Raw genomic sequence first — 13,769 nt, 5'->3', positions numbered from 1 at the left:
GCTGCCCGTCCCGCCGCGCCGGCCCCGGGCCCGCACTGATGGCCCGGCGCACCCCTCGCACCCCGACCACGGACGGTCGGGGCAGGCGCCTGCGCGACCCGCAGACGGCCGCGCGCGGCGAGGGGACCGACGCGGGCGGGAAGGGCGAGCGGGTCGCCGACCGGGTCGGGACGCGACCGGCCGCGGCGGAGCGGGCGAAGCGGATCCGGGCGGAGCGGGCGGAGCAGCGCGACAAGCTGCTCCCCGCGCAGCGCGGCCGCGGGGACTCCGGCGGCGCCGATGAGGCCCGCCCGGGTGCCCGTGCCCGGCGGGCGGCGCCCGCCGCCGCGGCGCGCCCGCCCGCCCGCCGCAACGACCTCCGTTTCAAGATCCGCCGGCGGATCGCGCTGGCCGTGCTGGTCCTGGCCGTGCTCGCCGCGCTGGGCGGCGGGTTCTGGGCGGCGCTGGTCTACACCGGGATCGCGGAGGTGGAGCAGGTCGAGGTGACCGGCGCCCTCGTCGTGCCCCGGGAGCAGATCGTCGACGCCGCGGCCGTCGAGACCGGGGTGCCGCTGGCGACGGTCGACACGCGGGCGATCGCCCAGCGCGTCGCGCAGCTGCCGGGGATCGGGTCGGTCCAGGTCAGCCGCGGCTGGCCGCACACCGTGGCGATCGAGGTCACCGAGCGCAGCGCGGTGGCGCTCGCCCGCACCCCGGCCGGCATCACGCTGGTCGACGCGGCGGGTGTCGCCTACCAACAGGCGCCCGAGGTCCCGCCCGCGCTGCCCATGCTGGGTTTCGGCGCCGTCGGGCCGGACGACCCGGCCACCCGCGCCGCCCTGGCCGTGCTGGCCGCCCTCCCGGCGGACCTGCGCGCGCAGGTGCGGACGGTGGACGTCGACAGCCCGGCCGTCGAGCCGACCGTGCGGCTGGGCCTGGGGGAGCGGCAGGTCCGGTTCGGCACCCCCGACCGGGCCGCGGACAAGGTCGCGGTGCTGGTGGCGCTGCTGACCCAGGACGGCACCGTGTTCGACGTCTCCAGCCCGGACCTGCCGACCGTCACCCGCTGAGAGATCGAGTGCTCCGTCCGGCTCAACTCGTCACTGGCCGTCAGGACGCATGAGCAGCAGGTCACGGACGGGTCACGAGAACCGCGGTCCACCCCATCGAGGTGTTGCCGACGCGCGGCGCGCCTGCTGGACCGCTCCCCTCCGCGCACCTAGCGTCCCTGGGCGAACGGCCCGGACAGACCCTGCTGGACGGAGCTGACCGGAGACCCGATCCAAATCGAGAGGTGCCGCGCATGACGCCCCCGCACAACTACCTCGCCGTGATCAAGGTGGTCGGCATCGGAGGCGGCGGCGTGAACGCCGTCAACCGGATGATCGAGGTGGGCCTGAAGGGCGTCGAGTTCATCGCGGTGAACACCGACGCGCAGGCCCTGCTCATGTCCGACGCGGACGTGAAGCTGGACATCGGCCGCGAGCTGACCCGAGGCCTCGGCGCGGGCGCCAACCCGGAGGTGGGCCGCAAGGCCGCCGAGGACCACCGCGAGGAGATCGAGGAGGTCCTCAAGGGGGCCGACATGGTCTTCGTGACGGCCGGGGAGGGCGGCGGCACGGGCACCGGCGGCGCCCCCGTGGTCGCCTCGATCGCGCGCAAGCTCGGCGCGCTGACGATCGGCGTCGTGACCCGCCCGTTCACCTTCGAGGGCAGGCGTCGCGCCGGCCAGGCGGAGGACGGCATCACGCAGCTGCGCAACGAGTGCGACACCCTGATCGTCATCCCGAACGACCGGCTGCTGCAGCTGGGCGACGTGGGCGTGAGCCTGATGGACGCCTTCCGCTCGGCGGACGAGGTGCTCCTCTCCGGTGTGCAGGGCATCACGAACCTGATCACCACCCCCGGCCTGATCAACCTGGACTTCGCGGACGTCAAGTCGGTGATGTCCGGCGCGGGCTCGGCCCTGATGGGGATCGGCTCGGCGCGGGGGGAGGGCCGGGCCGTGCAGGCCGCGGGCTCGGCGATCAACTCGCCGCTGCTCGAGGCGTCGATGGACGGCGCGCAGGGCGTGCTGCTGTCGATCGCGGGCGGCTCGGACCTCGGCCTGTTCGAGATCAACGAGGCCGCGTCGCTGGTGCAGGAGGCCGCGCACCCCGAGGCCAACATCATCTTCGGCACGGTGATCGACGACTCGCTCGGCGACGAGGTGCGGATCACGGTGATCGCGGCCGGGTTCGAGGGCGGTCAGCCCACGCACAAGAAGCTGGAGCCCGCGGCGTTCCGGTCGCCGTCGGCGCAGGAGCAGGCTCCGGCCGCGGCCGCCGCGCCGCCCCCGGTGGCCCCGACCCCGCCGTCGGCCCAGCCCGCGAGCGGGTTCGGCAGCGGCGCGAACCAGAACGGCACGCTGCCCCCGGTCGCGCCGTACAGCCCGCCCGCGCCGCGCGCGCCGGAGCGGGAGAACCCGGCGATGACCGAGATCAGCACCCCCGCCGCCGCACCGGAGCCCGCCGCGGCGCAGGCACCCGCGGCCCCCAGCGAGGACGACGTGGACGTCCCGCCCTTCATGCGCCGCTGAGCCGTCCGTCCCGCACGAGCCGCGATCCCGCCCGGGGTCGCGGCTCGTGGCGTGTGCAGCCGGCGCGGTGGGCACGTGTCGTGCGCTCAGCGCTGCATGATCACGAGTCGTGTGCGGCCGGCGCGGCGCGCACAGCCGTGAGCGCACGGCACGTGCCCGGATAGGCTCGAACCCGTGCAGACGGCGGTGCGGGTCCGACGGGTCATGACGACGCGGGCGGGCGGGCGCTCGTCGGCCCCGTTCGACTCGTTCAACCTCTCCCGCCGGGTGGGGGACTCCCCGGCGAACGTCGACGCCAACCGCTACCGGCTCATCAGGGAGCTCGGCCTGCGCGGCGCCGTCTTCCTCGACCAGGTGCACGGCACCCGCGTGGAGACCGTCACCGCGCCGCCCCCGCGTTCCGCCCCGGACGTCCCGGACACCGACGCCGCGGTCACCGCCGAGCCGGGGATCGGGCTCGTCGTGCTGGCCGCGGACTGCGCCCCGGTGCTGCTCGGCGACCCCGTCGCGGGGGTGGTGGGCGCCGCGCACGCCGGACGGGTGGGGGCGGCGGCCGGGGTGGTGCCCGCGACCGTCGAGGCGATGGTCGCGCTCGGCGCGCGGATCCCGGACGTCGAGGTGCTGCTCGGCCCGGCCGTCTGCGGGCTCTGCTACGAGGTCCCCGCGGCGATGCGCGCCGAGGTGGAGGCGCGGCTGCCGGGCAGCGCGGCGCGGACGCGGCAGGGCACCCCGTCGCTCGACGTGCGCGCCGGGCTCGTCCGCCAGCTCCACGACCTGGGCGTGAGCAAGGTCGGCATGGACCCGCGCTGCACCCTCGAGGACCGCGCGCTGTTCAGCCACCGCCGCGACCAGCGCACCGGCAGGCACGCCGGCGTCACCTGGCTCGACGCGGGCTGAGCGGCCCCGAGACCACCGGTTCCGTGCGCTCCCTGCCGGCAGCGCCGCACCGGGCGCCCCGAAACGTGATCATGCATCAGTGAGTGCACGAAACGTGCAGGGACCGCAGCCCACCCGCCTACGCTCGTACCCGTGAGTGCTGAAGTCTCCGCAGAACGTCGGGCCGAGCTGGAGGAGCGCCTCCACGCGGTGCGGGAGCGGATCGCCGCCGCCTGCACCGCCGCGGGGCGGGCGCCGGGGGAGGTCGAGCTGCTCGCCGTCACCAAGACCATCCCGGCGGCGGACGTGGTCGCGCTCGCCGAGCTCGGCCTGCGGGACTTCGGCGAGAACCGGGCGCAGGAGGCCGCGCAGAAGGTGGCGGAGATCCGGGAGCGGCGCCCCGACCTGGATCTGCGGTGGCACTTCATCGGCGGGCTGCAGCGGAACAAGGTGCGGGTGGTGACCCCGTGGGTGACACGTGTCGAGACGGTCGACTCGGCCCGGCTCGCCGCCGCGCTGGACAGGGCGGCCGCCGAGCGCGGCACCCCGCTGCCCGTGCTGATCCAGTACAGCGTGGACGGCGACCCGGCCCGCGGGGGCGTCGACGACGCGGGGCTACTGGACCTCGCGGCGCAGGTCACGCAGGCGCGCGGGCTCGTTCTCGAAGGGTTGCTCAGCGTGGCACCTCTGGGTGCGGACGACGAGGAGTCGTTTGCCGCGATCGCCGCCGCGGGTAGTCGGCTGCGCGCCGCGCACCCCGGAGCGACGGTCCTGTCGGCCGGGATGAGCGGCGACCTGGAGGTGGCGATCCGTCACGGTTCGACGGTCGCGCGTGTCGGAACGGCCCTTGTGGGGGACCGACGGTTAACCTCCCGGTGATCGCAGGCACCACGCGGGAACGGGGACTTCAGATGAGCGCGATGTACCGGCTCAAGGCCTACTTCGGCATGGTGCCCGCCGAGGAGATGGACTACGTCGACGAGCCGGACACCTACGCCGACCCCCGGCGTACGGCGCGCGGGGCCGACCGTTGGTCGGATCCGGACGACCGCTTCGACGCTCGGGACGACTACGCGCAGTACGACGAGCCCCGTCCGAGCCGGGTCCCGGCGGCGGAGGACCACACCTGGTCGGGCCGGTCGGCGCGCGAATCCGTCCGCCCGTCGCGCCCGCTGCGGGAGCCCGTGCGGGTCTCCGCGGGCCTGCAGGGCGGTCTCGGGGGCTCGGCACCTACCACCCACGGGGCGCTCGCGGTGGACCGCGACGAGCCCGTCGTGCGGCCCGTTCCGGACCCGCCCGCGGCGGCCCCGGCCCCGGCGGCGGCGCCGGCGAGCCTGCCCGAGCAGCGCGACCGCGGCGCGGCCGCGCTCGCCACGATCACGACCCTGCAGCCGAGCAGCTTCACCGAGGCGCGGACCATCGGCGAGCGCTACCGGGACGGGGTCCCCGTGATCATCAACCTGACCGATCTCGACGAGGCCGCCGCGCGCCGCCTGGTCGACTTCGCCGCAGGTCTGGCGTTCGCGCTGCGCGGTTCGATCGACAAGGTGACCTCCCGGGTCTTCCTCCTGACGCCCGCGAACGTCGAGGTCTCGGCGGACGACGCGCGCCGGCTCGCCGAGCGGGGTCTGTTCCAGCGGGACTGAGCCCGCCTAGTGGCAGGATGAGCGCGTGCCGATCGCCCTGCAGTTCGTCCTCTACTACATCCTGTTCTTCTTCTGGCTCCTGCTCGTCTCGCGCATCGTCGTGGAGCTCGTGCACTCGTTCGCACGGGAGTGGGTGCCCGCCGGGCGCCCCGCGGCGGCACTCGAAGTGGTGTTCAGCGTGACCGATCCGCCCGTGAAGTTGTTGCGGAGAGTGATCCCCGTCGTCCGTATCGGCGGCGTAGGACTGGACCTCTCGATTATGGTTCTACTGCTGGTGGTGTTCATACTGATGAGCATTGCCAGACCGGCGGTGGGGTGAGCCCCAGTCACTCGCCCGCCGGTTTGCCGCCGAGGAGTGCATGAGGTGATCCGATGCCGCTGACACCCGCCGACGTCCACAACGTCGCGTTCAGCAAGCCCCCGATCGGTAAGCGGGGGTACAACGAGGACGAGGTCGACGCGTTCCTCGACCTGGTCGAGGCCGAGTTGGCCCGGCTGATCGAGGAGAACGAGGACCTGCGCGAGCAGGTGGGCCAGCTGGAGCAGCGCCTGGACTCGAGCCAGGCCGAGCTGGAGGACGCGCGCAACCGTCCCCAGCCGCCCGCCCAGCAGGGTCCGCCGCCCACGCAGCAGATCCGTCCCGTCGAGCCCCCGCCGCAGAGCAGGCCCGAGCCCCCGCAGCGCCCCATGGGCGCCATGGGCGGCCCGGAGGCCGACATGGGTGGTGGTGACCACCACGTCCAGGCGGCCAAGGTCCTGGGCCTGGCCCAGGAGATGGCCGACCGGCTCACGGCCGAGGCCAAGAACGAGGCCGACTCCATGCTGGCGGACGCCCGGAGCAAGTCCGAGCAGCTGCTCAGCGAGGCCCGCACCAAGTCGGACGGCCTGGTGAACGACGCCAGGGCCCGCGCCGAGACGATGCTCAACGACGCCCGCACCCGCGCGGAGACCCTGGAGCGGCAGAGCCGCGACAAGGCGTCCTCGCTGGTCAGCGAGGCGGAGCGGAAGCAGACCGAGATCATCGGCACCATCACCCGCGACAAGTCGGTGTTGGAGAAGAAGATCGACGAGCTCCGCACCTTCGAGCGCGAGTACCGGACCCGGCTCAAGACCTACCTGGAGTCGCAGCTGCGCGACCTGGAGGGTCGGGCCTCGGCCGCGCCGTCGGACGCCGCTCGGGCCGCCAACAGCAACGGCGGCGGCTACGCGGCCACCGGCTACGGCCAGCGGGCCGACGCCGGAAGCTGAGGTCGACCGTCTCGTCGTCCCCGCCCCGACACTGCTCGGGGCGTGGGGCGACCGCACGCCGAACGCGGGGTGAATCGTGCTGCTGCTGGTTCTCGTACTCGTCCTGATCGCCTTCGGGCTCCTGGTCGTCGCGTTGCTCTCGGGCAGCGTCCTGTGGGCCTGGATCTCCGTGGCGGTCTCGGTGGCGGCCGCGGTCGCCCTGCTCGTCGACTGGATGCAACGCCGGTCGGCGGTCAAGGCGGGTGCGCAGCCCGAGCACGTGCCCGCACCGCCGCAGGCCCCCGTGGGCCCGCCCGCGGGCTACCGGGGCATGGCAGACATCGAGCCCGTCACCGAGGTCCTGCCCGCGATCCCGTCGTCGAGCGTGTCCCAGGGCACACCCGGTGGCGTGACGGGATCCGGCGAGGACGGAGCACGGGATGTCGCGGCGGTGTCCGGGGCGTCGTCGGATGCTGAGGCGACCTCCGTGATGCCCCTGGTGGGACCGCCCGGCTCAGCCGAGCGACCGCCCGGCGCTGCGGAGGGAACCACTCGATCGAGCGGAGATTCGTCACTCAGCGTGACGGACGCGTCGGATTCCGGCGAGCCCGCCGAGGGCTCCCGGGACTCCGCGCAGAACCCAATGCAGAACCCAATGCAGAACCCAGTGCAGAACCCCACGCGGAACTCCGCGCAGGACTCCGAGGACGGCGCCGCCGGCCCTCGGGAGGAGCAGGGACCCGGCCGGGCAGGCGGCTCGGCGGCAGCCGGCCCGGCCGGGGGTCCCGCCGGTGGCGACACCGGCGAGACCGCCTCCGCGGCCCCCACCGGGTCCGCGGAGCCCCCGTCCTCCGGTGCCGCCGCCGCGGCACCGGTCGACGCCCCCACCGTCTCGACCGCCGCCGCGGGTGCCACCGCGGCCGCCGGGGCCACCGCGGCCGCGGCGACAACGGGAGCGGCACCGCACGGTGCACACGAGGCTCCGGACGGGCCGCCGCCGCCGGACCAGGGCGGCGCGGCCGCCCACCACGCCCCCGCGGGCGAGGGCCTCTTCGCGTCGGGTGTCGGGCCGCAGGGCGAGCCGCCGGAGGAGCCGCGAGACGCCGCGACCGCCTCGATCGTCGCGGAGCTGGCGGACGAGGTCGTCGTCGTCGACGAGCAGCCCCGCTACCACCTGGCGGGCTGCCGCTCGCTGCCCGGGCGGCCGGTGATCCCGCTGCCCGCCAAGGAGGCCGTGGAGCTGGGATTCACCCCGTGCGGCTGGTGCACACCCGACCGCACGATGGCGGGCCGCCACCAGACCGCCGCCCGCTGAGCGGGCCTGCGGAATAAGCACTCGTCCCCCCGCGCTACCCTTCTCGGTACAGGCACCGATCCGGCCATCACCGGGGAGCCTCCGGAAGAAACCCGAGCGATCGGGGAGTAGAACCGGACGGGTGCGGCCCGTCAGCGCCGCAGAATGAGAGGCCCGAGAGGGCAAGCGGGGTGGTACCGCGGCTCAGCTCCACCGAGTCGTCCCCGTGCAGGCACGAGCACACGCCGGCACGAGGAGACGACATGAGCTACCCGCAGGTCCCCGCACACCCGTCGTTCCCCCAGCTCGAGCGCGAGACGCTCAAGTTCTGGGAGGCGGACGACACCTTCCGTGCCTCGGTCGAGAACCGTCCGGCCGGGGAGAACGGCGCGGGCGAGTTCGTCTTCTACGACGGCCCGCCCTTCGCCAACGGCCTGCCCCACTACGGGCACCTGCTGACCGGGTACGTCAAGGACGTCGTCCCGCGCTACCAGACCATGCGCGGCAAGCACGTCGAACGCCGGTTCGGCTGGGACACCCACGGCCTGCCCGCCGAGTACGAGGCGGAGCGCCAGCTGGGCATCACGCACAAGTCCGAGATCGAGGCCATGGGCGTGGCCGCGTTCAACGACGCGTGCCGCCAGTCCGTGCTCCGCTACACCGGCGAGTGGCGGGACTACGTCACCCGCCAGGCCCGCTGGGTGGACTTCGACAACGACTACAAGACCCTCGACCTGTCCTACATGGAGAGCGTCATGTGGGCCTTCAAGTCGTTGTGGGACAAGGGCTGGGTGTACCAGGGCTTCCGCGTGCTCTGGTACTGCTGGCGCTGCGAGACCCCGCTCGCCGCCTCCGAGACCAAGATGGACGACGTCTACCGGGATCGGCAGGACCCCGCCGTCACCGTCGGGCTGCGGCTGCGCTCGGCGGACCCGGAGCTGGACGACACCCTCGCCCTGATCTGGACGACCACCCCGTGGACCCTGCCGTCGAACCTCGCCGCGGCCGTCAATCCCGAGGTCGAGTACTCGGTGCTGCGCGTCGACGGCGAGAAGTACCTGCTGGCGAGCGCCCGCGTGGGCGCGTACGCCCGCGAGCTGGGGGAGGAGCCGGAGGTCCTGCGCACCTACACCGGCGCCGAGCTGGTCGGCACCCGGTACGAGCCGCCGTTCGACTTCTTCGTCGGCCGGGAGAACGCCCACCAGGTCCTCGCCGCGGACTACGTCACCACCGAGGACGGCACCGGCGTCGTGCACATCGCGCCCGCCTTCGGTGAGGAGGACAAGGTCGTCACGGACGCGGCGGGCATCGAGGTCGTCGTGCCCGTGGACGCCCGCGGCGAGTTCACCACCGAGGTGCCGCCGTACACCGGCCTGCACGTGTTCGACGCCAACCCGCAGATCATCCGCGACCTCAAGGCCGCCGGGAAGCTGCTGCGCCACGAGACCTACGACCACCCGTACCCGCACTGCTGGCGCTGCGGCAACCCGCTGATCCAGCGTGCCGTCGACTCGTGGTTCGTGCAGGTCACGGCGTTCCGGGACCGGATGGTCGAGCTCAACCAGGAGATCAACTGGAGCCCGGCCTACATCCGGGACGGCCAGTTCGGGAAGTGGCTCGAGGGCGCCCGGGACTGGAACATCTCCCGCAACCGCTTCTGGGGCAGCCCGATCCCCGTGTGGCAGAGCGACGACCCGAGCTACCCGCGCACGGACGTCTACGGCTCGCTGGACGAGCTGGAGCGGGACTTCGGCGTGCGCCCGGACAACCTGCACCGCCCGTTCATCGACGAGCTGACCCGCCCCAACCCGGACGACCCGACCGGGCGCTCGACCATGCGCCGGGTGCCGGAGGTGCTGGACTGCTGGTTCGAGTCCGGTTCCATGCCGTTCGCGCAGGTCCACTACCCGTTCGAGAACCGGGACTGGTTCGAGCACCACTACCCGGGCGACTTCATCGTCGAGTACAACGGGCAGACCCGCGGCTGGTTCTACACGCTGCACGTGCTGGCCACGGCGCTGTTCGACCGGCCCGCGTTCGAGAACTGCGTGGCGCACGGCATCGTGCTCGGGGACGACGGGCAGAAGATGTCGAAGTCCCTGCGCAACTACCCGGACGTCAACGAGGTCTTCGACCGGGACGGCTCCGACGCGATGCGCTGGTTCCTCATGCAGAGCCCCATCCTGCGCGGCGGCAACCTGGTGGTCACCGAGCAGGGCATCCGGGAGGGCGTCCGGCAGGCGATCCTGCCGCTGTGGAACACCTGGTACTTCCTCTCGCTCTACGCAGGCGCGGCGGGGACGACCGGGACGGTGTCCACGAGCAGCACGAACGTCCTGGACCGGTACGTGCTGGCCAAGACGGCGGCGCTGGTGGACGCGGCGACCGCGGCGATGGACGCCTACGACATCGCGGGCGCCTGCGAGCTGCTCCGCGACCACGCCGAGGTGCTCACCAACTGGTACGTCCGGCGGTCCCGGGACCGGTTCTGGGCGGGCGACCAGGAGGCGATCGACACCCTGCACACGGTGCTCGAGGTGACCGCGCGGGTCGCCGCGCCGCTGCTGCCCCTGACCATGGAGCAGCTGTGGGGCGGGCTGACGGGCGGGCGCTCGGTGCACCTGACCGACTGGCCCGCGAGCGGCGAGCTCCCGCACGACGACGCGCTCGTCGCGGCGATGGACCGGGTGCGCCAGGTGGCCAGCGCGGGCCTGTCCCTGCGGAAGGCGCGCAGGCTGCGCGTCCGGCTGCCGCTGGCGTCGATGACCGTCGCCGCCGCGGACGCCGAGACCCTCGCCCCGTTCGTCGACGTGCTGCGGGACGAGGTGAACGTCAAGGAGGTCGTGCTGACCACGGACGTCTCGACCTACGGCGAGTTCGAGCTGACCGTCAACGCGCGCGCCTGCGGCCCGCGGCTGGGCAAGCAGACCCAGACCGCGATCAAGGCCGTCAAGGCGGGGGACTGGCGGGTCAACCCGGACGGCACCGTGACGGCGGGCGGGGTCACCCTGGTCGCGGGCGAGTTCTCCGAGCGCCTGCAGGCGGCGGACCCGCAGTCCACCACCGCCCTGCCCGGCAACTCGGGCCTGGTCGTGCTGGACACCGAGGTCACCCCGGAGCTCGCGGCGGAGGGCACCGCCCGTGACGTCGTGCGCGCGGTGCAGCAGGCCCGTCGGGACGCGGGCCTGGAGGTCTCGGACCGGATCACGCTGACCCTCTGGTCGACGGAGCCGGTGCTGGCCGCGCTCCGCACCCACGAGCGGTTCGTGGCCTCCGAGGTCCTCGCGACGTCGGTGGTGTACGCCGAGAACGCGGGCACCGCAGGCTCGGTGACCTCCCCCGACGGCACGAGCACCGATATCACGGTGACCGTCGCCAGGTGACCCGTGCGCGGCGATGGTCGCCAGGGCGACGATCGCCGCGCACGAGGGGGCACGATCCCGGGTCGCTAGGCTGATCCACCGTGGGGAGTGCTGCTGCGCGGTGGAGTGAGCTGCAGTCCGGTCGGGGGATCCCGGCCGAGATCCTGGCGTCCACGCCACGGAGTCCCTGGGGGCACGATCCCGCGGACTTCGCCCCGCCGGACGTGCCCGCCGACACACCGTCCCGCACCGCGGGCCTGGCCCTCCTCGAGCCCGCGGGCACGGTCCTCGACGTCGGGTGCGGCGGCGGGGACGCGGCGTTCGCCCTGGTCGGGCCCATGACCGCGGCCACCGGCGTGGACAGCCAGCAGGACATGCTCGACGTGTTCGAGGCGGCCGCGGACGTGCGGGGCCTCCCGTCCCGCACGGTCGTGGGCCGCTGGCCGGACGTCGCGGGCGAGGCCGGCACCGCGGACGTCGTGGTGTCCCACCACGTCCTGCACAACGTGGTGGACCTCGTCCCGTTCGTCACCGCGCTGACGGACGCGGCGGAACGCGGCGTGGTCGTCGAGATGCTCGCGGAGCACCCGATGGCCTGGCTGGACCCGCTCTGGCTGCGCCTGCACGATCTGCGCCGCCCGGAGCCCGCCACGGTCGACGACGCCGTGGCCGTGCTGCGCGAGGCGGGCGTGGTCCCGGACGTCGTGCGGTGGGAGCGGGAGCGCCGACCCCCGCACGACCCGGCCTGGGTCACCCGGCGCCTGTGCCTGCCCCCCGAGCGGGAGGCCGAGGTCGCCGACCTGCTGGCCACCCTCCCGCCGCGCACCAGGACGGCCGCCACCCTCACCTGGCGCCCCTGACCCCCCGGAGACGAACCTCAGGGCGATTCCGACCCCGCCCGAATCGCCCTGACGTTCCTCTCGGTCAGCCGACCACCCACCACGCCGCCACCACACCCAGCGAGTTGGTGGCCAGGTGCGCCAGCACGGGGGACACCAGGTGCCCGCCCCAGCGCCGCCACCAGCAGAGCAGGATCCCCGCGCCGAAGGTGGCCAGCACCGCCAACGCGGCCCGGCCGACGTCCCCCCATCCGCCGAGAGTGGCGCCGACGGCCGCGTTGGCGCTGCTCAGGCCCAGTGACGGCACGATGTGCCAGAGCCCGAACAGCGCCGAGGACCACAGCGTCCCCCGCCACCAGCTGCCGCCGACCAGCGCGGGCAGCACCCCGCGGAAGGCGATCTCCTCGATCAGCACGGTGCCCAGCGGGATCCGGATCAGCGCCGCGTAGAGCAGCGCCGCCACCCCGCCCGCCGCCCGGCTGTCCTCGAACGCCGTCCGGGTGGCCGGGATCAGCAGCCCGAGCCCGTAGACCACCACCACGATCGCCACGGCGACCGCCCCCACCCGCAGCCCGCGGCCCACCCCCCGCCCGCCGAGCCCGAGGTCCGCCCAGCCCAGCCCGCACCAGCGGGCCAGCAGCAGGAGCAGCGCGGCCGTGAGCACCTTGGCCGGCACCGCCCACTCCGGCCAGACCACGCCGGTGAGCACGTTGACCGCGACCAGCAGCACCACGGTCAGGGCCAAGGTGGGGACACGCCGCCGCATGATCGTCGGCGTCGCGGTCGTCATGTCACCATCCTGCGCGAAGGGGGAGACGTGGACGACGAGAGACCCACCACCAGCGCGCCCCGGGACGCGTTCGTGGACTTCCTGCGCGCGTTCTCGATCGTCGTGGTCGTGCTGTGGCACTGGGCCTTCACCATCCTGGTGTGGGGTCCCGACGGCCCGACGGCGACCAACCCGATCGGGTTCACCTCCGGGCTGTGGGTGCTGACCTGGCTGTTCCAGGTGCTGCCGCTGTTCTTCTACGTCGGCGGGTACGTCCACCTGCTGGCGTGGCAGCGGGCCCGCGCCCGCGGCGAGCACCTGGGCCACTTCGTGTGGCGCAACCTGCGCAAGCTCTCGGTCCCCGCCCTGGTCCTGCTGACGGCGTGGCTCGCGCTCGGGCTCGTGGTCTCCCTGGTGTTCGACGTGCGATGGCTCTGGCGCACCGTGCTGCTGGTGGTCTCGCCGCTGTGGTTCATCGGGGTGTACCTGCTGCTCATCGCGCTGATCCCGGTGTGGCTGCGGCTGATCACCCGGTTCGGCGCGGTGGCGCTGGTGGTGGTCATCGGGCTCGTCGTGGTCGTGGACATCCTGCGGTTCCGCTACGGCTTCGACGAGATCGGCTACGTGAACCTGGTGCTGGTCTGGGGCCTGGCGTTCATGAGCGGCTTCTTCCACCAGGCCTTGGTCGACGCGCCTCGCCAGGCCGCCGCCGCGCTGACCTGGGCGGGGCTGTTCGGCCTGGTCGGGCTGGTGTTCTCGGGCCTCTACCCGGGGTCGATGGTCGGCGTGCCGGGGGAGCCGACATCCAACATGGCGCCGCCCACGCTGTGCATCGTGGCGCTGCTGGCCTTCCAGGTCGGCGTCGCGGAGCTGGCCCGGCCGTGGCTGCGGGAGCGTCTGGAGCGGCCGCGGTTGCGCCGGGTGGTCGAGATCGTCAACCGCTTCGCCATGCCGGTGTTCCTCTTCCACACCACCGGGATGGCCATCGGCCGCGCCCTGCTCTACGGGGTGAACGGCGAGCTGGCCGAGCGCGAGGTCCCCGACCTGGTCTGGTGGCTCGAACGGCCCCTGTTCATCGGCCTGTCGCTGCTGTGCACGCTCCCGGTCATCTGGCTGTTCGGGCGCTTCGGACACCGCAGACAGACCGTGCCGTCGGCCGCCTGATCGTTCGCCGATACCCTGCCCACAGGGTGGTGAGG

General features: G+C 73.6%; 12 protein-coding genes. 11 read left to right on the top strand and 1 reads right to left on the bottom strand.

The annotated features are described in order from the left end of the window. Positions 1 to 38 precede the first annotated feature (38 nt). From BLS43_RS01980 to BLS43_RS01940, 10 genes are all read left to right on the top strand, one after another. Positions 39 to 1,049 carry a cell division protein FtsQ/DivIB gene (locus tag BLS43_RS01980; protein ID WP_093075626.1) on the top strand — a complete coding sequence of 337 codons (1,011 nt, stop codon included), beginning with the start codon at positions 39 to 41 and terminating at the stop codon, positions 1,047 to 1,049. A 233-nt stretch (positions 1,050 to 1,282) separates the two neighbouring features. Beyond that, positions 1,283 to 2,557: a cell division protein FtsZ gene (gene ftsZ / locus BLS43_RS01975; protein ID WP_093075623.1), complete on the top strand. Its 1,275-nt coding sequence runs from the start codon at positions 1,283 to 1,285 to the stop codon at positions 2,555 to 2,557. A 186-nt stretch (positions 2,558 to 2,743) separates the two neighbouring features. Next, on the top strand, positions 2,744 to 3,454 hold the full coding sequence (gene pgeF, locus BLS43_RS01970; protein WP_176921138.1) for a peptidoglycan editing factor PgeF: 711 nt from the start codon (positions 2,744 to 2,746) through the stop codon (positions 3,452 to 3,454). 132 nt (positions 3,455 to 3,586) lie between these two features. Further along, complete coding sequence (locus BLS43_RS01965; RefSeq protein ID WP_093075621.1) at positions 3,587 to 4,312, top strand: YggS family pyridoxal phosphate-dependent enzyme; 726 nt, start codon at positions 3,587 to 3,589, stop codon at positions 4,310 to 4,312. 32 nt (positions 4,313 to 4,344) lie between these two features. Then, the gene (locus tag BLS43_RS01960) at positions 4,345 to 5,079 is read left to right on the top strand and encodes a cell division protein SepF (RefSeq protein ID WP_093075618.1); all 735 of its coding nucleotides are present in this window, start codon (positions 4,345 to 4,347) and stop codon (positions 5,077 to 5,079) included. A gap of 25 nt (positions 5,080 to 5,104) precedes the next feature. Then, a complete protein-coding gene (locus tag BLS43_RS01955) occupies positions 5,105 to 5,398 on the top strand; it encodes a YggT family protein (protein WP_093075615.1) in 294 nt (97 codons plus the stop codon). A gap of 53 nt (positions 5,399 to 5,451) precedes the next feature. Then, positions 5,452 to 6,327: a DivIVA-like cell division protein Wag31 gene (gene wag31 / locus BLS43_RS01950; RefSeq protein ID WP_093075612.1), complete on the top strand. Its 876-nt coding sequence runs from the start codon at positions 5,452 to 5,454 to the stop codon at positions 6,325 to 6,327. Positions 6,328 to 6,403: 76 nt separating this feature from the next. Then, positions 6,404 to 7,621, top strand: a complete 1,218-nt coding sequence (locus BLS43_RS29225) for a hypothetical protein (protein ID WP_143029914.1) — start codon at positions 6,404 to 6,406, stop codon at positions 7,619 to 7,621. Between the two features lie 242 nt (positions 7,622 to 7,863). Beyond that, positions 7,864 to 10,983, top strand: coding sequence for an isoleucine--tRNA ligase (gene ileS / locus BLS43_RS01945; RefSeq protein WP_093075609.1), 3,120 nt, complete (start codon positions 7,864 to 7,866; stop codon positions 10,981 to 10,983). An 80-nt stretch (positions 10,984 to 11,063) separates the two neighbouring features. Further along, complete coding sequence (locus BLS43_RS01940) at positions 11,064 to 11,822, top strand: class I SAM-dependent methyltransferase (RefSeq protein WP_093075606.1); 759 nt, start codon at positions 11,064 to 11,066, stop codon at positions 11,820 to 11,822. Positions 11,823 to 11,886: 64 nt separating this feature from the next. Here the strand turns inward: BLS43_RS01940 and BLS43_RS01935 are convergent, their stop codons facing one another. Continuing rightward, positions 11,887 to 12,591, bottom strand: a complete 705-nt coding sequence (locus BLS43_RS01935) for a CPBP family intramembrane glutamic endopeptidase (protein WP_245707244.1) — start codon at positions 12,589 to 12,591, stop codon at positions 11,887 to 11,889. Between the two features lie 27 nt (positions 12,592 to 12,618). Between BLS43_RS01935 and BLS43_RS01930 the strand changes: the two genes are divergently transcribed. Then, positions 12,619 to 13,734 (top strand): acyltransferase family protein, encoded by a 1,116-nt coding sequence (locus BLS43_RS01930; RefSeq protein WP_245707243.1) that lies wholly within the window; start codon positions 12,619 to 12,621, stop codon positions 13,732 to 13,734. The last annotated feature ends 35 nt before the right edge of the window (positions 13,735 to 13,769 follow it).

It is taken from the genome of Pseudonocardia oroxyli, assembly GCF_900102195.1.
Taxonomy (GTDB): Bacteria; Actinomycetota; Actinomycetes; order Mycobacteriales; family Pseudonocardiaceae; genus Pseudonocardia; species Pseudonocardia oroxyli.
The sequence above is the reverse complement of the archived record's forward strand: the minus strand, read 5'-3'. Positions and strand labels throughout refer to the sequence as shown.

Bases quoted from the DNA above. Each gene is read 5' to 3' on its own strand.
- BLS43_RS01980 (WP_093075626.1), top strand. From the start codon at position 39: ATGGCCCGGCGCACCCCTCGCACCCCGACCACGGACGGTCGGGGCAGG.
- ftsZ (WP_093075623.1), top strand. From the start codon at position 1,283: ATGACGCCCCCGCACAACTACCTCGCCGTGATCAAGGTGGTCGGCATC.
- BLS43_RS01960 (WP_093075618.1), top strand. From the start codon at position 4,345: ATGAGCGCGATGTACCGGCTCAAGGCCTACTTCGGCATGGTGCCCGCC.
- wag31 (WP_093075612.1), top strand. From the start codon at position 5,452: ATGCCGCTGACACCCGCCGACGTCCACAACGTCGCGTTCAGCAAGCCC.
- ileS (WP_093075609.1), top strand. From the start codon at position 7,864: ATGAGCTACCCGCAGGTCCCCGCACACCCGTCGTTCCCCCAGCTCGAG.
- BLS43_RS01935 (WP_245707244.1), bottom strand. From the start codon at position 12,591: ATGACGACCGCGACGCCGACGATCATGCGGCGGCGTGTCCCCACCTTG.